We start from the raw sequence: 19,271 nt of genomic DNA on the forward strand, positions 1-19,271 counted from the left end.
TTATGAGGGCTCTAGTTCTCGGCGGCGTGGTCGCCTTCGTGTCGGTCGCGGCTGTGCTGGCGGCCGGCCAGGTTGCGCCGCCGCCGGGCGACTATCGCATCGACTCTGAGACGACCACGACCGTGCGGTCGGGACCGATGGTCATGAAGACCGTCCAGCGCCTGGACGGCGCGACCGGCGCGGCGACCTTGGAGCAGACCGGTCCCGACGGGGTGGTGACGACCCAGTCCTATCCGGGGCAGGGCCGCCACCACTGGTGCGTGAAGGGACCCGGCGCGCCGCCCGCACCGTCGAACTGCACGACCCAGGCCTTCAACGCCTTACCCGGCGGCGGCTCGACCTACCAGACGGCCTGTTCGGGCGGGCAGCTGATCTCGGACAACTTCCGCAAGCTGGCGGACGGGCGCTGGGAGCGGACGTTCCAGACCCGCCAGGCGCCAACAGGCGGCGCGCCGGTTCCCGCCCAGACGAGCGCAGCCATGGCCCCGGTCATCGCCCAGATCGAAGAAGCCATCCGCTCCGGTCCGCCGGAAGAACGCGAGGCCGCCAAGCAGCAGTTGGCCGCCCTGAAGGCCAGCCTGGGCGGCGGCGCGGTTCCCGGCAACGAGACGGTGATCGAGAGTCGCGAGATCTGGACCAAGGTCTCGGAGACCTGCGGCTAGGCCGGAAACGGCGTCGCGAACCCTTCCGGCGCCAGCCGCAGCCCGTTCGCCAGCAGGCTGACGGTCCGATAGAAGCCGGCCAGCATCATCAGCTCGATCCGGGCCTCCTCGCTGAAGGCTTCGGCCAGGCGCGCCCAGAGCGCGTCGTCGATGTCGGCGCGAGTGTGGACGGCGTCGCAGAAGCTGATCAGCAGCGCCTCATGCGGTCCCCAACAGGCCGCGATCCCTGGCGCGACGGTGGCCGCCAGCTGCTCGGCGTCAAGGCCGGCGGCGCCCGCGAAGATCGTCGCGTGCACGCCCCACTCGTAGCCGCAACCGTTGAGGGCGCAGGTGCGGTGGATGACGATCTCGCGCTCGCGCAGGGTCAGATGGCCGGGGTCCAGCAGGCCGCCGCCGGTGAAGCGGGCGAACAGGCGCTCGTCGCGGGCCAGGGTGCGGAACAGCGACAGCGGCTGGTCGCCGGGCGTCTTCAACTGTTCCAGCGTACGGGCGACGCTGGGCGGGTAGGGGGCCTTAGCGGGTTCGATCCTCGACGACATCAGCGATCCTCCGTGCTACAAAATTTGTAACATGGAAAATTCCGACGACGCTACAAAAAATGAAGCGCCTCTACCCGGGCGCGCCGTTCGGGGCTCGGACACCGGCAAGCCGATCATGGCGGCGCTGGATCTGCTGGGTCGGCGCGGGGCGCTGCGTATCGTCTGGGAGCTGCGCGAGGGGCGGGTGCTGACCTTCCGCGCCCTGCAGGCGGCGGCCGAACTGCCGCCCGGTACGCTGAATACGCGCCTGTCGGAACTGCGCGCCGCCGACATCGTCGCGGCCGAGGGCGGTTATCGCCTGAGCCCGCGTGGAACCGAGCTGATCGCCGCCCTCTGGCCGCTGATGGCCTGGTCCGAGGTTTGGGCCAGCGACCTAGGCGAAGGCGTCGGCTAGCTCCGACGAGGGCTTCAGCACATTGCCCGGCGAGGCGAACAGGTTGGTGGCGAAGGCGATCGACAGGCCCAGCTCCGGATAGATCACCAGGCTGGCGCGAGAGCCTTCGTCGGAGCCGGCGTGGTGCCAGCGCGGACGGCCTTTCTCGTCTGCGTCGATCCGCCAGCCCAGGCCCAGCGGCGGCATGGCGCCGGTCTTCTCGGTCATCGGGGTGAACAGCAGGGCGCGCTCGGCCTTGGTGATCTTGCTGTCCAGGTGCGCCGCGCCGAAGCGGGCGATGTCCGAGGGCGTCATGATCAGCCCGCCGGCCGCCCACTTGTAGGCCGGATTGTCGCGCCGCGAATTGGCCAGGCCCTCCTGGGCGAGCGGATAACCCAAGCTCTTGTAGAGCTTGGCGTCGGTATAGCCGCTGACCCGGCCGGGCTTGATGGCGAAGCTGTCGTCGCCGTCCAGGCTGGCGAGGCCGAAGGGCGCGCCGACCTCGGCCTTCAGCAGCGTGACGAAGGGCTGCTTGGCGGCGGTCTCCATGACGATCGAGGCCAGGGTGTAGCCGTACGAGGAATAAGCGACCTTGGTCCCGACCGGCGCGATCAGCGGGTCGTTGATGAAGATGTCCAGAATCTCGCGATTGGACGGATAGGCGCGCTGGCCGATCGGACCGCCGGGCGCCTTGGCGCCCAGGTCGCGCTGGAGGTCGTAGTGGCGGATGCCGGCGCGGTGGGTGAACAGCTGGCGCAGCGTGGTCTGGCGGTGCTGGGCGGGCAGGTCGGGCAGCCAGCGCGTGATCGGCGCGTCCAGGTCGAGGACGCCGCGCGAGACCAGGCGAGCGGCGGCTGTGGCGGTGACGACCTTGCTGACCGAGCCCAGGCCGAAGCGATGGGCGGGGGTGGTGGCGACATCCAGTTGCAGGTCGGCCTTGCCGTAGGCCTTGGCCCAGACCACGCCGCCGGGGCGAGCGACCGCCAAGGACAGGGCCGGGGCCGAATTGGCCGCCAGCAGCTGCTGGGCGATGGCGTCGGCGGTCTTGTTCTCAGCGGCGAGGGCTGGCGTGGCGGCCAAGGCCGCGCCGCCCAGCATCAGTTGGCGACGGTCGAAGGACATGGGTGATCTCCGAAGCATGGGCGCGCGTCATCGGCGGGAGACGAAGGGTCTCCCGGCTGGATGAGCGAGGTTGGTGAGTGTGGTTAGGTCAGGCGCAGGTCAGGCGCGCGGCGACTGAGCCACCAGACCGGCGCGAGGCAGACCAGGGGAACCAGCCAGCCGCTAGACCAGGCCAGCGGCCAGTCCCTGCCGAGGTCGGCGAGGGCGACGATCAGGCCGCCGGTGAGGGCCATCGCCAGCAGCGGCAGGGCGTCCGGCCTGCGTCGGACCAGCAGCACCGCGCCGGCCGTCAACAGCAGGGCGACCACGGGCAGTACGGCCAGCTGCGTCGTCGGATAGGTCTGGAAGAACCGCAGGTTCGCGGCCGTGCCAGGTCCGGAGCCCAGGTCCTGCGGGGTGATCCCCGGCGTGGCCTTGACCGCGACCATCAGCGCCGTGGCGACCCCATAACTGCCGGCCCAGATCAGGGCGGCGGCGGCCAGGGTCCAGCGGGTGAGGCGGGCCAGGGTCAGGGTCTCGAGCGCCCGCTGGCCGTAGCTGGCCCAGACGCCGCCCAGGGCGAACAGGATGGCGACCGGCGGATCAGGGATATAGGCCAGCTCGGCCTGCATGGCGCGGATCCAGTCGCGCCGCGCCGGCGGCATGACCTTCAGGGCGTGGTCGAGCAGGCGGGTGGCGAGCGGGCTCATGCGGGCTGGACCTCCAGGCCGGACGGATCGGGGCGGGGCAGGGCGCTGGCGGCGGCCAGGCCCTGGGCGGTCAGGCGATAAGCGTGGCGCGGCGGGCGGCCGGGCTGCTGCGGCTCGCGCCACTCGGCCTCCAGCAGGCCCTGGTCGGACAGGCGCATCAGCAGCGGATAGAGCGTGCCGGACTTCAGGCCTGTCTCCTTGGACAGGTCGTAGCCATAACGCCAGGTCTGCGGCTGGGCCATCAAGGCTTCCAGCACGGCGCGGGTCTGCGGGGAGGCGGCTCGGGTCCGGGTCATGTGCTTACCCTATATATGTAGAGTTACGAGTCAATCGACATATGTAGACTTATTGTCGAGGGGCGGGCTTCGCGCCGCGACGGCCTCTGCTAAGGTGCTCCGGAGACATGCGGGAGCAGGCGATGGCCAAGGTGCTGGGTTTGGGCGGGGTTTTCTTCAAGGCCGAGGATCCGGCCGCGTTACGCGACTGGTACGCCCGCGTGCTGGGCTTCGACATCCATTCGTGGGGCGGGGCGATCTTCAAGCAGCCCAAGACCACCACCAACTGGTCGCCCTTCGCCGCCGACACCCAATATTTCGCGCCATCGGCCGCGCCGTTCATGATCAATTTCATAGTCAATGATATCGACGGCGTGCTGGCCAAGGCCGCCGCCGAGGGCGTCGAGTCGCTGGGTCAGCAGGACGAGGGCGGCATGGGCCGTTTCGCCTGGCTTCTGGATCCCGCAGGGGTCAAGATTGAGCTCTGGGAGCCCGCGAAGGCTTCACCTGAGGCATAATCTTTCGCGCACCTCGTCGCGAAACCGCTCACACTTTCGCGGGTGCGCTAGGATATCCTCTTGCCAAATCGGACATAAAGATATCTTTATGTCCCCATGAAGCTAACCGCCGAACAGGTCGTCGAGGTGCTGCGCGCCGCCGGCGAGTCCACGCGACTGCGGCTCCTGGCCCTGCTGGCGGCCGAGGAGCTGTCGGTGCTGGAGCTGTGCCGCATCCTCGACCAGAGCCAGCCGCGCGTGTCGCGACACCTGAAGCTGCTGGCCGAGGCGGGCCTAGTCGAACGCTTCCCCGACGGGGCCTGGGTGTTCTACCGCCTGGCCGCCAAGTCGGCCGGCCGCTTCCTGGTCGAGCAGGCCCTGGACCTGATCGACGACACCGATCCCGTCGTGCGCCTGGATGCCGACAAGCTGGCCGCCGTCCGCGCCGAGCGCTCGACCGACGCCCAGGCCTATTTCGCCCGCAACGCCGCGCGCTGGAACGAGATCCGCTCGCTCTACGTCGACGAGGCCGAGGTCGAGGCCGCCATCCTGCGCGCGACCGGTGAAGGTCCGTTCGACGAGCTGGTCGACCTGGGCGCCGGCGCGGGCCGCATGCTGACCCTGCTGGGCAAGCGCGCCGCCAACGCCCTGGGCCTGGATCTGTCGCAGCAGATGCTGAACATCGCCCGCGACGAGGTCACCAAGGCGGGCCTGGTCAGCTGCGAGCTGCGTCACGGCGACATTTTCCGCACCGGCCTGCCCGGCGGCTGCGCCGACCTGGTGACCGTGCACCAGGTGCTGCACTACCTGTCGGATCCCGCCAACGCCGTGACCGAGGCCGCGCGACTGGTGACACCCGGCGGCCTGCTGCTGATCGCCGACTTCGCCCCGCACGACCACGAGTTCCTGCGCGAGGTGCACCAGCACCGCCGCCTGGGCTTCGACGACGTCGAGATCGTCACCTGGCTGCAGGCCGCCGGTCTGCAGCTGGAAAGCAATATCGCCCTGCCGCCGGCTACGGACGAGGGCCTGACCGTGAAGATCTGGACGGCGCGCCGTCCCGGTCTGGCCGCCGCTTCGAGGAACGCCGCATGACCCTTCCGCCCACCCGCCGCGTGATCGGTCCCGTCGCTCGCGCCGGTGAACGCACCGGCCGTCCGCGCGTGTCGTTCGAGTTCTTCCCGCCCAAGACGCCGCAGATGGAAGAGAACCTGTGGCAGGCGATCACCCGCCTGGCGCCGCTGGATCCGGCCTTCGTCTCGGTGACCTACGGCGCTGGCGGCTCGACCCGCGAGCGCACCCACCGCACGGTCAAGCGCATCCTGGATGAAACGAGCCTTAAGCCCGCCGCCCACCTGACCTGCGTCGGCGCCAGCCGCGAGGAAGTGGACGAGGTCATCCGCGAATACTGGGAAACCGGTGTCCGCCACATCGTCTCGCTGCGCGGCGATCCGCCGCCGACCGAGGGCGGCATCGGCGGGGTCTATGTGCCGCGCGCCGACGGCTACGCCAACGCCACCGAGCTGACCAAGGCCATCCGCGGTATCTCGCCGTTTGAGGTGCTGGTCGGGGTCTATCCGGAAAAGCATCCGGAAAGCCCGTCGCTGGAGCACGACATCGACGTGCTGAAGCAGAAGGTCGACGCCGGCGCGACGCTGGGCATCAGCCAGTTCTTCTTCGATCTGGACGCCTTCCTGCGTTACGTCGACAAGGTCCGCGCCGCCGGGATCACCATCCCGATCCTGCCGGGCATCATGCCGGTGACCAATTTCAACGGCCTGAAGAAGATGTCGGCCGCCTGCGGCACGGCGATCCCGGGCTGGCTGGCCAACCTGTTCGAAGGCCTGGACGACGACGCCGAGACCCGCCGCCTGATCGCCTGCTCGGTCGCCGCCGAGATGTGCGCCAAGCTGCAGGAGCAGGGCTTCGAGGACTTCCACTTCTACACCCTGAACCGGGCCGATCTGGTCTACGCCATCTGCCGTGTGCTGGGCGTGCGCGAGACCGCTCCGGCTCCCGCGGAGGCTGCGGCATGAAGCGCGTCCTGATCTCCCTGGCCTTCGCCCTGGCGGCGATGGCTCCTGCGGCTCACGCTGACGACAACAGCAACTGGGTCAAGCCGATCAAGCCGTACCGCGTGGTCGGCAACATCTACTATGTCGGCTCTGAAGGCCTGTCGGCCTGGCTGATCACCTCGTCGGAAGGCCACATCCTGCTGGACGGCGGCCTCTCGGCCGAGGGCGGCAAGCTGATCGAGCGCAGCATCCAGCAGCTGGGCTTCCAGCTGGCCGACGTGAAGGTGCTGATCAACAGCCATGCCCACTTCGACCACGCCGGCGGCATCGCCCAGCTGAAGGCCGACATCCCGACGGCCAAGGTCTGGGCCTCGCGCCTGGACGAGCCGGCCCTGGAGAAGGGCCAGCACTTCGGCGACAACGACAACGGCCTGACGCCTTTCCCGGCGGTCAAGGTCGACAAGGGTTTCGGCGATGGCCAGAAGCTGAAGGTCGGCGAGACCACCTTGGTCGCCCACCTGACGCCCGGCCACACGATCGGCTGCACCACCTGGACCATGGCGGTGACCGAGAAGGGCCGGCCGCTGAACGTGACCTTCCCATGCTCGCTGTCGGTGGCCGGCAATCACCTGGTCGGCAACAAGACCCACCGCAACATCGTCGCCGACTACCGGGCGAGCTTCGCGGCCATGCGCGCTATCCCGACCGACGTCGTGCTGCCCAGCCACGAGGAGCAGGGCGAGCTGCTGGCCAAGCGCCAGAAGCTGCTGCGCGGTGACCCGAACGCCTTTATCGACCCCACCGAACTCTCCCGTTTCGTCGACGGCTACGAGACCCGGTTCAACCAGGAACTGGCGCGCCAGCAGGCCGCCAATCCGGGAGCCAAGCGATGACCGACCTCACCATTCGTGCGAACCGCGTCGCCGCCCTCAAGGCCGCCGCCAAGCAGAAAATCCTGATCCTGGACGGCTCCTGGGGCGTGATGTTCCAGAAGAAGGGCCTGTCGGAGGTCGACTACCGGGCCGATCGTTTCGCCGACTACAACGGCCAGATGAAGGGCAACAACGACATCCTGTGCCTGACGCGGCCGGATCTCGTGGCCGAGCTTCATGATGCGTATTTCGCCGCCGGCGCCGACATCTCCGAGACCAACACCTTCTCGGGCACCACCATCGCCCAGGCCGACTATCACCTGGCCGAGCAGGACGTCTGGGACATCAATTTCGAAGGCGCGAAGATCGGCCGCTCGGTCGCCGACCGCTGGAACGCCGAGAACCCCGCGTCGCCCAAGTTCATCGCCGGCTCGATCGGGCCGCTGAACGTCATGCTGTCGATGTCGTCGGACGTGAACGATCCGGGCGCGCGCAAGGTGACCTTCGACCAGGTGTACGAAGCGTACCGCCAGCAGGTGGACGCGCTGTACAAGGGCGGCGTCGACCTCTTCCTGATCGAGACCATCACCGACACCCTGAACTGCAAGGCCGCCATCAAGGCCATCCTCGACCTGCGCGACGAGGGCCATGAAGAACTGCCGATCTGGATCAGCGGCACCATCACCGACCGCTCGGGCCGCACCCTGTCGGGCCAGACGGCCGAGGCGTTCTGGAACAGCGTCAAGCACTGCAAGCCGTTCGCGGTGGGCTTCAACTGCGCCCTGGGCGCTGACCTGATGCGCCCGCACATCGCCGAGATGGCCCGCATCGCCGACACCCTGGTCGCGGCCTATCCCAATGCCGGCCTGCCCAACGCCATGGGCCAGTACGACGAGGAGCCGCACGAGACCGGCCACGCCCTGCACGAATGGGCCAAGGACGGCCTCGTCAACATCCTGGGCGGCTGCTGCGGCACCACGCCCGACCACATCCGTCACGTCGCGGACGAGGTTCGGGGTGTTCAGCCGCGCGTGATCCCTGAGCGTCCGAAGGCCATGCGCCTGGCGGGGCTCGAGCCGTTCGAGTTGGCGTAAGTCATCGGCGCTTCCGCCATCTCCCTTCCCCTTTGATGGGGAAGGGGTAGGGGATGGGGTGACAGCGCTTCAGAATAGAACGCCGTGGTTGGACTGACCGCCGCGTCACCCCACCCCAACCCCTCCCCATCGAGGGGAGGGGCGAATTGTTTGGACCGACCATGAGACCCGTCTTCGTCAACATCGGTGAGCGCACCAACGTCACCGGCTCGGCCAAGTTCAAGAAGCTGATCGTCGAGGGGAACTATCCCGAGGCGCTGTCGGTCGCGCGCCAGCAGGTCGAGGCCGGCGCCCAGGTCATCGACGTCAACATGGACGAGGGCCTGCTCGACTCCAAGCAGGCGATGATCACCTACCTGAACCTGATGGCCGCCGAGCCGGACATCGCCCGCGTGCCGGTGATGATCGACAGCTCCAAATGGGAGGTGATCGAGGCGGGCCTGAAGTGCGTCCAGGGCAAGGCGATCGTCAATTCGATCTCGATGAAGGAAGGCGAGGACAAGTTCATCGAGCAGGCCAAGCTGTGCCTGCGCTACGGCGCGGCCGTGGTGGTGATGGCCTTCGACGAGGTCGGCCAGGCCGACACCGCCGCCCGCAAGATCGAGATTTGCGAGAAGGCCTACAACATCCTGGTCGACAAGGTGGGCTTCCCGCCGGAAGACATCATCTTCGACCCCAACATCTTCGCCGTGGCGACGGGGATCGAGGAGCACGACAACTACGCCGTCGACTTCATCGAGGGCACGCGCGAGATCAAGAAGCGCTGCCCCTACGCCCGCATCTCGGGCGGGGTGTCGAACGTGTCGTTCAGCTTCCGCGGCAACGAGCCGGTGCGCCGGGCGATCCACTCGGTGTTCCTGTACCACGCCATCGAGGCGGGCATGGACATGGGCATCGTCAACGCCGGCGACCTGCCGGTCTATGACGCCCTGGACGCCGAGCTGCGCGAGGCCGTCGAGGACGTGATCCTCAACCGCCCGCAGCGGACCAACGTCTCCAACACCGAGCGCCTGGTCGACATGGCCCCGCGCTACAAGGGCGAGAAGGGCCAGGTCCAGACCGCCAACCTGGCCTGGCGCGAAGGCACGGTGAACGAGCGCATCACCCACGCCCTGGTCCACGGCATCACCGAGTTCATCAACGAGGACACCGAAGAGGCGCGCCTGTCGGTCGAGCGGCCGCTGCACGTCATCGAAGGCCACCTGATGGATGGCATGAACGTGGTCGGCGACCTGTTCGGCTCGGGCAAGATGTTCCTGCCGCAGGTCGTCAAGTCGGCCCGCGTCATGAAGCAGGCCGTGGCCTGGCTGGAGCCGTTCATGGAGGCTGAGAAGGCCGGCAAGCCGCGCGAGCAGGCCGGCCGCATCCTGATGGCCACGGTGAAGGGCGACGTCCACGACATCGGCAAGAACATCGTCGGCGTCGTGCTGCAGTGTAACAACTACGAGGTCATCGACCTGGGCGTCATGGTCCCGGCCGACCGCATCCTCGACGAGGCCAAGAAGCACAACGTCGACATGATCGGCCTGTCGGGCCTGATCACGCCGTCGCTGGACGAGATGGTGTTCGTGGCCGCCGAGATGGAGCGCCAGGGCTTCACCATCCCGCTGCTGATCGGCGGCGCCACCACCAGCCGCACCCACACGGCGGTCAAGATCGAGCCGGCCTATCACAAGGGCTCGACCACCTATGTGCTGGACGCCAGCCGGGCGGTGGGCGTGGTCTCGGGTCTCTTGTCGCCGACCGAGCGTGACCGCCTGCAGGCCGAGACGCGCACCGAATATGTCCGCATCCGCGAGCAGTACGCCCGCGGCCAGACGGCCAAGGCGCGCACCAGCATCGTCGACGCGCGCAAAAAGAAGTTCGCCATCGACTGGGATGGCTATGTCCCGCCCAAGCCCGCCTTCATCGGCGCGCGCACCTTCGAGCCCAGCCTGGACGAACTGGTGCCGTTCATCGACTGGTCGCCGTTCTTCGCCAGCTGGGAGCTGATCGGCCGCTTCCCGCAGATCCTGGAGGACGACGTGGTCGGCCAGGCCGCCACCGACCTTTATCGCGAAGCCCGCGAGATGCTGGACAAGGTGCTGGCCGAGAAGTGGTTCGGGGCCAAGGGCGTGATCGGCTTCTGGCCGGCCCAGGCCGACGGCGACGACATCGTACTCTACACCGACGAAACCCGCACGACCGAGCTGTCGCGCCTGTTCACCCTGCGCCAGCAGATGGACAAGGGCGCCGGCAAGCAGAACGTCGCGCTGTCGGACTTCGTCGCGCCGATCGGTCAGGGCGGCGACTATGTCGGCGGCTTCGCCGTCACCGCCGGCCATGGCGAGGACGAGATCGTCAAGAAGTTCAAGGACGCCGGCGACGACTACAGCGCCATCATGGCCTCGGCCCTGGCCGACCGCCTGGCCGAAGCCTTCGCCGAGTGGCTGCACTACAAGGCCCGTGTCGAGCTGTGGGGCTATGCCCCCGAAGAGGCGGCCGACACCGACGTGATGATCGCTGAGAAGTACCAGGGCATCCGCCCCGCGCCCGGCTATCCCGCCCAGCCCGACCACACCGAGAAGGGCACGCTGTTCCAGCTGTTGGACGCCGAGGCCGCTACGGGCCTGAAGTTGACCGAGAGCTACGCCATGACCCCCGGCGCGGCGGTCTCGGGCCTCTATTTCAGCCATCCGCAGTCGCACTATTTCGGGGTCGGCAAGGTCGACGCCGACCAGGTCGAGGACTATGCCCGCCGCAAGGGCTGGGACATGGCCTATGCCGAGAAGTGGCTGTCGCCGATCCTCAACTACGACCCGGCGGCGAGGGCGCGCGACGCGGCGGCTTAACCACGCTCGCCATCTAAGGTTGACCCTGTCGTAAAATCCCACGAGGCTCGCCCCGTTCGCATCCTGCGCGGACGGGGCGCTCTTCGAGGAGTTTCATGGACGGGACCGCTACGCCCGTGTCGACGCCGGCTGCCGGCGAGACGCTGACCTTCGGCCAGACGATCGAGCCCAAGGCCTTCATCGGTCTTTCGCTGAAGAACGGCCTGCTCAACATCGTCACGCTGACGCTGTACCGCTTCTGGGGCAAGACCGAGGTGCGCCGCCGGGTGTGGTCGCACGTCAGCCTGAACGGCGAGCCCTTCGAATATACCGGCAAGGGCAAGGAGCTGTTCTTTGGCTTCCTGCTGGCCACGCTGTTCATCGGCGTGCCGTACCTGGCGCTGGTGCTGGCGATCCAGTTCGTCAGCCCGCTGTTCACCCTGCTGCTGATCCCGGTCTACATCGCCGCCTTCGTGCTGATCGGCATGGCGATCTTCATGACCTATCGCTACATGGCCAGCCGCACGACCTGGCGCGGCGTGCGCTTCCACCTGAGGGGCAAGGCCGGCAGCTACGGCTGGACCTATCTGGGTTATGCGCTGCTCACCGGCGTCACGTTCGGGTGGTTCGCCCCGGCCATGACCATGCGACTGTCCGAGCGCATCTGGGGCGGCATGAGCTACGGCGACCAGCCGATCACCTGGAAGCGCGCCAACAGCCAGAACCTGTACGGCCCGTTCGCCATCGCCTGGGTCGTCGGCATGATCGGCTATTTCGCCATGATCGGCGTGATCATCGCGATGGTCTCGACGCGCATGCAGACGCCCGGAGGGCCGTCCAGCATCACCTTTATCCTGCAGATCTACGCCATGGCCTTCGTCTACGCGCTGGCCGTGGTGATCGCCTCGGCCGCCTATCACGCCGCCGTGCTGCGCGAGATCGCGGACTCGATCCGTATCGGTGACGCGCGACTGGCCCTGGACGTGAAGGCCGGCGCGCTGCTGGGTCTGACCCTGACCAACCTGCTGATCCTGGTGTTCACCCTGGGCTTCCTGCAGCCCGTGGCCATGGCGCGCTCGGCCAAGTTCCTGATCCAGCGTCTGACCAGCGCGGGCCTGGCCCCGCTGGCGGACGCCCGCCAGGCGCCGCGCGGACCCAAGACCGGCGAGGGCCTGGCCGACGCCTTCGACGTCTCGCCCTTCTGAGGCGGGACGTGGAGGGGCAGCTCTTCGACGGCCGCACGGCGCGACCCTGGTCGGTCACGATCGGGGTCGAGAATGGCCGCGTCGTCGCGCGAGCGGTCGAGGACCCGTCCGTAGGCCTCGACTGGCCGTTGGCGCAGGTGCGCGAGACCCTGCGTTCCGACGGCCGCTACAGCCTGTCGCGCGGCGACGAGGACGCCCGGCTGATCGTCGAGGCGGAAGGCTGGCGCGCCCTGGCCGGTCGCTCGCACGGCGAGATCAAGCGGCGCGGGCGAGGCCGGGAATGGGCCCTGGTCGGCGGCCTGGTGGGCGCCGGCCTGGCCGTGGCGGCGGTGGTCTTCATCGGCGTGCCGATGGCGGCCGGACCCCTGGCTCGGCACACCCCGCCCGAGCTGGAAGCCCGCTTCGGCGTCAGCATGGAAAAGCAGCTGACCGTGCCGTTCCGGCCCTGCAAGACCGACACGGAAGCCGCGGCGCTGCTCGACGATCTGGGCCTGCGCCTGGGCAAGGCGGCCGACGCGCCGTTCCCGATCCGCGTGCGGGCCATCCGCGCGCCGTTCGTCAACGCCTTCGCCCTGCCGGGCGGTACGATCCTGGTCACCGGCCGGCTGATCGAGGAGGCGAGGGGCCCCGACGAGCTGGCCGCCGTGCTGGCCCACGAGATCGCCCATGTCGAGCGCCGCCACGTCATGCAGGCCGCCTGGCGCTCGATGGGCGCGGGCCTGTTGCTGGACGCCGTGGTCGGCGGCGGCAGCGGAGCAGGGCAGCAACTGGTCGTCCTGGCCGGCGGTTTCGCCGATCACCGCTTCAGCCGCACGCTGGAGGCCGAGGCCGACGATCGGGCCATCCAGATCCTGCACGCCGAGCACATCTCGACCCGAGGCATGGCCGATTTCTTCGATCGCCTGGCCAATCGCGGCGACGATCCGCGCCTGCGCCAGGCCGCCGAGTGGTTCCAGACCCACCCCGACACGGCCGGTCGCGCCGACAAGGCCAAGCGGGCGATCCGGCCCGGCCAACCGTCCATGTCCGACCGCGATTGGGCCGTTCTGGACCGGGTGTGTCGAGCAGCCGACGCGCCAAAACCCAAATCGCGTAACGCCGTGCGATAATTTGTCCACAGGCCCGTCCGGGTAAGGACTTCCGCAACCGTTCGAAGGGACGATGCCGCTTCCTCCAGGGGAGTGGGATGGACCGCAGGAACATCGAGCTGAAGATCTTTGGCCTGATCGCCGGCATGGCGGCGGGCATGATCCTGCTTGCCGGTGTCGCCCTGACCGTCGCCACCCGCCACGCCGACGTCCGCGAGCGCCAGTACGAGCAGACCCTGGTCGGCAATGGCCTGCGCCAGCGCGGCAAGGAGATCCAGACCGCCCTCAATCCCTACGTCATCTGGGACGAGGCGATCATCAAGCTGGACAACCAGTTCGACCAGGCCTGGGCCAGCCAGAACATCGGCGCCTCGCTGGGCGGGGCGCTGGGCTACAAGGTCGTCTACGTGCTCGACGCCGACGGGCGGCCGCTGTACGGCCACGTCAACGGCAAGGACGTCGCGCCCGACACCTACGCCCGCTATGCGGCGCCGACCGCACCGCTGGTCGCCGCCATCCGCAAGATCGAGACCGATCCCAAGAAGGTCGCGCAGCTGCGCGCCGTGCACAAAAGCCGCGTGGAGCTGATCGGCAACGAGCCGGTGCTGATCACCGTCTCGCTGGTCCGTCCCGACCTGAAGGCCAAGACCCGCGGCGCCCGGGCGCCGCTGCTGGTGACCGGCATCCCGGTGGCCAACAGCGTGATCAAGACCTTCTCGGATCGCTTCCTGCTGCACGACGCCCATATCGAGGTAGTCGCGGCCGACAAGGTCCATACCAGCGCCGCCCAGGCCATCCTGGGCAAGTCCGCCGACGGTCGCCGCATCACCCTGCGCTGGACACCGCGCCAGCCGGGCGAGGAGCTGTTGAAGTCGGCCACGCCGATGCTGGTCACCGCCATCCTGGCCGCCGTGATCGGCTCGCTGCTGCTGTTCCGCATCACCCGCCGCGCCGCCAAGAAACTGCTGCTCAGCGAGGCCGAGGCCAAGCACCTGTCGCTGCACGATCCGCTGACGGGCCTGGCCAACCGCACCCTGTTCACCGACCGCCTGGTCCACGCCCACGCCCTGCTGCGCCGCAAGCCCGGCCACCTGGCCGTGCTGTGCATCGACCTCGATCGGTTCAAGGAGGTCAACGACAACTACGGTCACGACGCCGGCGACCAGCTGATCCGCGAGGTCGCTCGTCGCCTGAAGCAGATCTGCCGCGAGACCGACACCATCTGCCGCCTGGGCGGCGACGAGTTCGCCATCATCCAGCCCGACACCAATCCGGCCGGTGTGGCCACCCTGGCCCAGCGCGTGGTCGAGGGCCTGTCGGGCGAGGTCGACCTGACCATCGGCCGCGCCGAGCTGTCGTGCTCGGTGGGCGTGGCGGTCGTCTCCGACGGCGACCAGGGCCAGGCCGAACTGCTGCGCCAGGCCGACGTGGCCCTCTATCGCGCCAAGGAAGGCGGCCGTGGCCGCTTCTGCTTCTTCGAGCCCGAGATGGACTCGGCCCTGCGGCTGCGAAAGGGCCTGGAGCGCGACCTGCGCACGGCCATCGAAAGCGAGGCCCTGACCGTGGCCTACCAGCCCCTGACCGACGCGCGCGGCGGCATGGTCGGGGTCGAGGCCCTGGCCCGCTGGCACCATCCCGAGCGCGGCGACATCTCGCCCGCCATCTTCATCCCCCTGGCCGAGGCCTGCGGCCTGATCGGCCAGATCGGCGCGGCCGTGTTCCGCCGCGCCTGCTACGACAGCCTGCGCTGGTCGGGCCTGGAGGTGTCGGTCAACGTCTCGGCCCTGCAGCTGTCCAGCCCCGGCTTCGTCGACGAGATGGTCGCCACCCTGGCCGAGACCGGCGCTCGCGCCGACGTCTTCATGCTGGAAATCACCGAGACGGCCCTGCTCAAGGACAGCGACGGCGTCCACGAGGCCCTGCGCCGCCTCAAGCGCCTGGGCTTCCGCCTGGCCCTGGACGATTTCGGCACCGGCTATGCCTCGCTGGCCTATCTGCGCCGCCATCCGATCGACAAGCTGAAGATCGACCGCTCGTTCGTCTCCAGCCTACCGGGCAACAGCGAGAGCATGGCTGTCGCCAGCGCAATCGTCAGCCTGGCCAAGTCGCTGGGCCTGAAGACCACCGCCGAGGGCGTCGAGACCGAGGGCCAGTTCGAGGCCCTGATCAAGCTCGGCGTCACCGAGTTCCAGGGCTTCCTGCTGGGCCGCCCGATGCCGGCCGACGCGATCGCCGGCGTGCGCGAGACGGTGCGCTAACTTCCGCAACGTGAACTAGCCAAGGCTGCAACCCGGACGCATCCTCCCTCCCAACGACATAAGGGAGGGGACGATGGAACGGTCGTGCGTCAGCCGACGGGCTCTGGGTGCGCTTGCACTTGGTGGCGCCGCCATGGGGCTTTCGGGGTGTGAGGGCGCTCACGAGACCGACCTGAAACCCAAGAGCCGACAGTTCCCCAAGGACTTCGTCTGGGGCGTGGCCACCGCGGCCTTCCAGACCGAAGGCGCGCAGGCCGTCGACGGGCGCGGACCCAGCGTCTGGGACGTGTTCGAGAAGATCCCCGGTCATGTGAAGGACGGCTCGGACGCCACGGTCGCCACCGACAGCTATCGCCGCTTCCAGGAGGACGTCGACACGATGGCCTCGATGTCGCTCAACGCGTCACGGTTCTCGATCAGCTGGTCGCGGATCCTGCCCAGCGGGGAGGGGGCGGTGAACCCGGCCGGCCTCGACCACTATTCGAAGCTGGTCGACGCCCTGCTGGAGAAGGGTGTCGCGCCCTATGCGACGCTGTTCCACTGGGACTTGCCGCAAGGGCTGCAGGCCAAGGGCGGTTGGGCCAATCGTGACACCGCCCTGCGCTTCGCCGACTACGCCCACGCCCTGGTGGAGAAGCTGGGCGATCGGCTGAAGAACTACATCATCCTCAACGAGGCCGCCGTGCACGCCGTCTTCGGCCATGTGCTGGGCGAGCACGCGCCGGGGCTCAAGGACATCAACCTGCTGGGCAAGGTGGTTCACCACATGAACCTGGGGCAGGGCCTGGCGATGCAGGCCCTGAGGGCCGGGGCGAGCGGGCTGAACGTCGGCACGACCATGGCGCTGCAACCCTGCCGGCCGGCGGGCGGACCGCTGGCGGTGTGGAACCGCCTGGCCTCGGATGGCCTGGACGCCCTGTGGAACAAGGCCTGGTTGGATCCGCTGTTTCGCGGGACCTACCCCAAGGAGATGGACGACTTCCTGAAGGGCGTCGTGCGGGACGGCGACCTGAAGACGGTCCGGCAGCCGATCGACTTCCTGGGCGTGAACTACTACGCGCCGGCCTATGTGCGGCTGGACCTCAATTCGCCCAGCAAGATCGCGCCGGCCAACCCGCCCAAGGGCGCGGAGCTGGATGCCTTCGGCCGCCATATCGACCCGTCGGGCCTGTTCGAGGTGCTGGACCGCGTGCGCCGCGAGTATGGCGCGCCCAAGATGCTGGTGACCGAGAACGGCTGCTCGGACCCGTTCGGGAGCGGGCCGGCGATCCTGAAGGACGACTTCCGCATCGCCTATCTGCGCCGCCACCTGGAAGCGGTGCTGGCCGCCCGCGAGGCTGGCTGCGACGTGCGCGGCTATTTCGAATGGACCCTGATCGACAACTTCGAGTGGGACCTGGGCTACACCTCGAAGTTCGGCCTGGTGGCGATGGACCGCAAGACCGGGGTCAGGACGCCCAAGGCGTCCTGCCAATGGTATTCGAAGCTGGCCGCCAGCGGATTGCTGCCGGCCAGCTGAGCCTTAGTCCTTCTTGCAGATCAGCACGTCGCGACCGCCGCGTTTGGCGGGGAGCAGGCTGCCGGCGCAAGGGACGGGATTGACCGGGTCGACGATGATCTCGTTGCCGCCGATCGGGGCCAGCTTCTTGGCGGCCGGCGCGGGGGCGGGCTTGGTCTCGGCCTTCACGGTCTTGGCCGGAGCGGGCTTCGCCGCCGCCGGCTTGGCGGGCGCGACGGCCTTGGCGGGTTCCGGCTTGGGCGGCGCGACGGGCGCAGGCGCGGGCGCGGGCGGAGCCGCTTCGGCGACCGGCGCAGGGGCTTCCGGCGCGGGCTGCGGCGCCTGGGGCGCAGCCGAGCCGGCGTTGTAGTTCAGGGCCTTGCCCAGGATGCTGGACTTCATCTCCAGGGTCTTGGCGCGCTTTTCGCAGTCGCCGGGCGGGCTCCAGCTCATCCACATCTGGGCCAGGCGGGCCTTGTCGACAGTGTCGGAGCCCTGCCAGATCGCCGCGCCGCGCTTCACCTGCGCGCCGCCATATTCCGAGATCGGGCGCGGGCTGGCCTTCTCGGCCGCCGTGATCGCCGACGAGAAGGTCTTGAGGTCCTTCTGCGCCTGGGTGCGCATCTCCGGATAGGTCTTCAGCGAGGCGGCCACGCCGTCGGGACCCGGGAACGCCTTCTCGATGCGCGTCACCTCCGGCATCACGCGGTCGTAGAGATTGGCGTAGCCGCCCAGGGCGCCGTAGCACCAGGCCACATAGCCATATTCGTCGGTCGGCGGAGCATTGGGGCCCTGGGCCGTTTGGCCGTCCTGGGCCAGGAGCGCGAGAGCAAGAAAGAGGGCGTTCGCCATGCGGGCGGAGGTCCTTTTTGAAATACGAAGCGTAGTGACTAGAGCATTTCGGACCCGAATGGGACCGTAGCGTGGCCGTTTCCCGCCAAGCGGAGCCATAACGAGCGAGTCCGCCAATGGCTCCGCCTTCAGGGTCACCTTAAGGGCTCAGACGTTTCGCCGCATTGCGGGAAAGTCATGTGAACGATCATTCTCATTGTGCTAGAAGCATCGTGACGAGGTGATCCGGTTCGCCCTTTCACGCGTATTTCTTCCATCCGCCGCTGGATTCGAGGCGCTTCATGAGCTTCTGGCGCAATATCGCGAGCATCGCCGCCCGTCGCCTGGACCTGGCCGACTGCACCGAATGTCCGGGCGGTCTGCCGGGCGAGGACCCGGCGTTCTCGACCGCGGTCACCGCGCTGGGGGCCAAGCTGGCCAAGGTCGACGGCCGCGCCGACGGCAGCGAGTTCCAGGCCTTCACCGAGGTGTTCCAGCCCGACCCGGCGTCGGAGCCCAACATCCACCGGCTGTATGACCTGGCCCGCCAGACCACCCACGGCTTCGAGAGCTACGCCAAGCGCCTGGCCAAGCGCTATTCCAGCTGCCCGCAGCTGCTGGAAGACGTGGTCGACGGCCTGTTCCACATCGCCAAGTCGGACGGCGTGGTGACCCAGGACGAGCTGGACTATCTGGAGCGGGTCTCGGACCTGTTCGGCATGTCGCCGCTGTCGTTCCGCCGCCTGCGCGCCACCCACCTGGGCGTCGGCAAGGACGATCCCTACGCCATCCTGGAAGTGCCGGCCGACGCCGACGACGCCACGGTGCGCAAGGCCTGGAAGATCGCCCTCTCGAACGCCCACCCCGATCGCGCCCGCGCCCGGGGCCTGCCGGCCGACTTCATCGCGCTGGCCGAGAGCAAGGCCGCCGCCATCAACGCCGCCTTCACGACCGTGATGCGCGAGCGCCGGGAACTGGGGCTGGCCGCGGCGGGTTGACGAGACAATCTGTCTCGCCGGACCGTCACCCTAAGGACGGGAAAAGGCTTTTCATCCGAGCCCGGCGGGTGTTCAGTTGCTATTCAGCGCTTGTGAACCAACTTCGTTGACCATGAGCGTGCGTACGAAAGGATCCCGATGAGCACCGTCGATGCTTCGCCCCTGCGGAACCTGGCCTGGATCGCCGGCGCCCTGGCGACGTCGGTCGCGGTGGTGGTCGGAGCGGTCCTGGCGGTGGTCTTCGCGGCGACCGTGGTGGTCGTGGGTTTCATCGGCAGCGCGCTGTTCGGCATCGCCGCCTTCGCCCTGCGCGGCCGCAAGGCCAAGCCCAAGGCCGAGGACGGCCTGATCGAAGCCCGCAATGTCGGCGGCCACTCGTGGGTGGCGTACGGCTGGAACGAGCGGCCGTAATCTGCGCCTGCATGGCGTATGCGCCATAGGCCGG

Annotated in this window: 18 protein-coding genes and 2 pseudogenes; 14 read left to right on the forward strand and 6 right to left on the reverse strand. The window is 68.4% G+C overall.

From position 1 onward, the window contains the following. The first annotated feature begins 2 nt into the window (after positions 1 to 2). Positions 3 to 662: a hypothetical protein gene (locus AC07NF_RS19375; RefSeq protein WP_494630018.1), complete on the forward strand. Its 660-nt coding sequence runs from the start codon at positions 3 to 5 to the stop codon at positions 660 to 662. Here AC07NF_RS19375 and AC07NF_RS19380 read toward each other — a convergent pair. Together AC07NF_RS19380 and AC07NF_RS19385 are read right to left on the reverse strand one after the other, a co-directional pair. After that, positions 659 to 924, reverse strand: a pseudogene (locus tag AC07NF_RS19380) (carboxymuconolactone decarboxylase family protein). The gene AC07NF_RS19375 and the pseudogene AC07NF_RS19380 sit on opposite strands and share 4 nt — an antisense overlap. Continuing rightward, a pseudogene (locus AC07NF_RS19385) lies at positions 920 to 1,201 on the reverse strand (carboxymuconolactone decarboxylase family protein); the annotation flags it as partial. The pseudogenes AC07NF_RS19380 and AC07NF_RS19385, both read right to left, overlap by 5 nt. Before the next feature lie 31 nt (positions 1,202 to 1,232). Here AC07NF_RS19385 and AC07NF_RS19390 point away from each other — a divergent pair. Next, a complete protein-coding gene (locus tag AC07NF_RS19390; RefSeq protein ID WP_494630019.1) occupies positions 1,233 to 1,595 on the forward strand; it encodes a winged helix-turn-helix transcriptional regulator in 363 nt (120 codons plus the stop codon). On the opposite strand, the gene AC07NF_RS19395 is transcribed toward AC07NF_RS19390, so the two are convergent. The 3 genes from AC07NF_RS19395 to AC07NF_RS19405 all read right to left on the reverse strand — a co-directional run bounded on the left by AC07NF_RS19395 (position 1,575) and on the right by AC07NF_RS19405 (position 3,681). After that, on the reverse strand, positions 1,575 to 2,696 hold the full coding sequence (locus AC07NF_RS19395) for a serine hydrolase domain-containing protein (protein WP_494630021.1): 1,122 nt from the start codon (positions 2,694 to 2,696) through the stop codon (positions 1,575 to 1,577). The two genes, AC07NF_RS19390 and AC07NF_RS19395, sit on opposite strands and share 21 nt — an antisense overlap. A gap of 83 nt (positions 2,697 to 2,779) precedes the next feature. Then, the gene (locus AC07NF_RS19400; RefSeq protein WP_494630023.1) at positions 2,780 to 3,385 is read right to left on the reverse strand and encodes a hypothetical protein; all 606 of its coding nucleotides are present in this window, start codon (positions 3,383 to 3,385) and stop codon (positions 2,780 to 2,782) included. Further along, positions 3,382 to 3,681, reverse strand: a complete 300-nt coding sequence (locus AC07NF_RS19405) for a PadR family transcriptional regulator (RefSeq protein WP_494630025.1) — start codon at positions 3,679 to 3,681, stop codon at positions 3,382 to 3,384. Before AC07NF_RS19405 ends, AC07NF_RS19400 begins: the two co-directional genes overlap by 4 nt. Positions 3,682 to 3,803: 122 nt before the next feature. On the opposite strand from AC07NF_RS19405, the gene AC07NF_RS19410 reads away from it, so the two are divergent. From AC07NF_RS19410 to AC07NF_RS19455, 10 genes are all read left to right on the forward strand, one after another. After that, positions 3,804 to 4,178 (forward strand): VOC family protein, encoded by a 375-nt coding sequence (locus tag AC07NF_RS19410; RefSeq protein WP_494630676.1) that lies wholly within the window; start codon positions 3,804 to 3,806, stop codon positions 4,176 to 4,178. 96 nt (positions 4,179 to 4,274) lie between these two features. Continuing rightward, complete coding sequence (locus AC07NF_RS19415) at positions 4,275 to 5,252, forward strand: ArsR/SmtB family transcription factor (RefSeq protein WP_494630029.1); 978 nt, start codon at positions 4,275 to 4,277, stop codon at positions 5,250 to 5,252. Next, positions 5,249 to 6,193: a methylenetetrahydrofolate reductase [NAD(P)H] gene (gene metF, locus AC07NF_RS19420; protein WP_494630031.1), complete on the forward strand. Its 945-nt coding sequence runs from the start codon at positions 5,249 to 5,251 to the stop codon at positions 6,191 to 6,193. The genes AC07NF_RS19415 and metF overlap by 4 nt, the downstream gene beginning before the upstream one ends. Further along, on the forward strand, positions 6,190 to 7,065 hold the full coding sequence (gene blaCAU, locus AC07NF_RS19425) for a CAU/MBL1b family subclass B3 metallo-beta-lactamase (RefSeq protein WP_494630035.1): 876 nt from the start codon (positions 6,190 to 6,192) through the stop codon (positions 7,063 to 7,065). The genes metF and blaCAU overlap by 4 nt, the downstream gene beginning before the upstream one ends. Next, complete coding sequence (locus AC07NF_RS19430) at positions 7,062 to 8,138, forward strand: homocysteine S-methyltransferase family protein (RefSeq protein ID WP_494630039.1); 1,077 nt, start codon at positions 7,062 to 7,064, stop codon at positions 8,136 to 8,138. The genes blaCAU and AC07NF_RS19430 overlap by 4 nt, the downstream gene beginning before the upstream one ends. Before the next feature lie 161 nt (positions 8,139 to 8,299). Further along, positions 8,300 to 10,969, forward strand: coding sequence for a methionine synthase (gene metH, locus AC07NF_RS19435; protein WP_494630043.1), 2,670 nt, complete (start codon positions 8,300 to 8,302; stop codon positions 10,967 to 10,969). A 95-nt stretch (positions 10,970 to 11,064) separates the two neighbouring features. Continuing rightward, positions 11,065 to 12,153: a YjgN family protein gene (locus AC07NF_RS19440; RefSeq protein WP_494630048.1), complete on the forward strand. Its 1,089-nt coding sequence runs from the start codon at positions 11,065 to 11,067 to the stop codon at positions 12,151 to 12,153. 8 nt (positions 12,154 to 12,161) lie between these two features. Further along, positions 12,162 to 13,262: a M48 family metallopeptidase gene (locus tag AC07NF_RS19445; protein WP_494630052.1), complete on the forward strand. Its 1,101-nt coding sequence runs from the start codon at positions 12,162 to 12,164 to the stop codon at positions 13,260 to 13,262. A 77-nt stretch (positions 13,263 to 13,339) separates the two neighbouring features. Continuing rightward, a complete protein-coding gene (locus tag AC07NF_RS19450) occupies positions 13,340 to 15,499 on the forward strand; it encodes a bifunctional diguanylate cyclase/phosphodiesterase (RefSeq protein WP_494630054.1) in 2,160 nt (719 codons plus the stop codon). Between the two features lie 73 nt (positions 15,500 to 15,572). Next, the gene (locus AC07NF_RS19455; protein ID WP_494630056.1) at positions 15,573 to 17,018 is read left to right on the forward strand and encodes a GH1 family beta-glucosidase; all 1,446 of its coding nucleotides are present in this window, start codon (positions 15,573 to 15,575) and stop codon (positions 17,016 to 17,018) included. Positions 17,019 to 17,021: 3 nt separating this feature from the next. Here AC07NF_RS19455 and AC07NF_RS19460 read toward each other — a convergent pair whose 3' ends face one another. Then, positions 17,022 to 17,849, reverse strand: a complete 828-nt coding sequence (locus AC07NF_RS19460) for a hypothetical protein (protein ID WP_494630058.1) — start codon at positions 17,847 to 17,849, stop codon at positions 17,022 to 17,024. 281 nt (positions 17,850 to 18,130) lie between these two features. Between AC07NF_RS19460 and AC07NF_RS19465 the strand changes: the two genes are divergently transcribed. Then, positions 18,131 to 18,826 carry a TerB family tellurite resistance protein gene (locus AC07NF_RS19465; RefSeq protein WP_492816664.1) on the forward strand — a complete coding sequence of 232 codons (696 nt, stop codon included), beginning with the start codon at positions 18,131 to 18,133 and terminating at the stop codon, positions 18,824 to 18,826. Between the two features lie 138 nt (positions 18,827 to 18,964). Further along, entirely contained in the window at positions 18,965 to 19,237 is a 273-nt protein-coding gene (locus AC07NF_RS19470; protein ID WP_492816662.1) for a hypothetical protein, read from the forward strand. The last annotated feature ends 34 nt before the right edge of the window (positions 19,238 to 19,271 follow it).

The sequence above is a fragment of the Caulobacter sp. GW821-FHT10A06 genome (assembly GCF_059415805.1).

Coding starts and splice junctions, on each gene's coding strand:
- metF (WP_494630031.1), top strand. CDS start 5,249: ATGACCCTTCCGCCCACCCGCCGCGTGATCGGTCCCGTCGCTCGCGCC.
- AC07NF_RS19460 (WP_494630058.1), bottom strand. CDS start 17,849: ATGGCGAACGCCCTCTTTCTTGCTCTCGCGCTCCTGGCCCAGGACGGC.
- AC07NF_RS19430 (WP_494630039.1), top strand. CDS start 7,062: ATGACCGACCTCACCATTCGTGCGAACCGCGTCGCCGCCCTCAAGGCC.
- AC07NF_RS19470 (WP_492816662.1), top strand. CDS start 18,965: ATGAGCACCGTCGATGCTTCGCCCCTGCGGAACCTGGCCTGGATCGCC.
- AC07NF_RS19415 (WP_494630029.1), top strand. CDS start 4,275: ATGAAGCTAACCGCCGAACAGGTCGTCGAGGTGCTGCGCGCCGCCGGC.
- AC07NF_RS19450 (WP_494630054.1), top strand. CDS start 13,340: ATGGACCGCAGGAACATCGAGCTGAAGATCTTTGGCCTGATCGCCGGC.
- AC07NF_RS19455 (WP_494630056.1), top strand. CDS start 15,573: ATGGAACGGTCGTGCGTCAGCCGACGGGCTCTGGGTGCGCTTGCACTT.
- AC07NF_RS19410 (WP_494630676.1), top strand. CDS start 3,804: ATGGCCAAGGTGCTGGGTTTGGGCGGGGTTTTCTTCAAGGCCGAGGAT.
- AC07NF_RS19395 (WP_494630021.1), bottom strand. CDS start 2,696: ATGTCCTTCGACCGTCGCCAACTGATGCTGGGCGGCGCGGCCTTGGCC.
- metH (WP_494630043.1), top strand. CDS start 8,300: ATGAGACCCGTCTTCGTCAACATCGGTGAGCGCACCAACGTCACCGGC.
- AC07NF_RS19465 (WP_492816664.1), top strand. CDS start 18,131: ATGAGCTTCTGGCGCAATATCGCGAGCATCGCCGCCCGTCGCCTGGAC.
- AC07NF_RS19375 (WP_494630018.1), top strand. CDS start 3: ATGAGGGCTCTAGTTCTCGGCGGCGTGGTCGCCTTCGTGTCGGTCGCG.
- AC07NF_RS19390 (WP_494630019.1), top strand. CDS start 1,233: ATGGAAAATTCCGACGACGCTACAAAAAATGAAGCGCCTCTACCCGGG.
- AC07NF_RS19440 (WP_494630048.1), top strand. CDS start 11,065: ATGGACGGGACCGCTACGCCCGTGTCGACGCCGGCTGCCGGCGAGACG.
- AC07NF_RS19400 (WP_494630023.1), bottom strand. CDS start 3,385: ATGAGCCCGCTCGCCACCCGCCTGCTCGACCACGCCCTGAAGGTCATG.
- blaCAU (WP_494630035.1), top strand. CDS start 6,190: ATGAAGCGCGTCCTGATCTCCCTGGCCTTCGCCCTGGCGGCGATGGCT.
- AC07NF_RS19405 (WP_494630025.1), bottom strand. CDS start 3,681: ATGACCCGGACCCGAGCCGCCTCCCCGCAGACCCGCGCCGTGCTGGAA.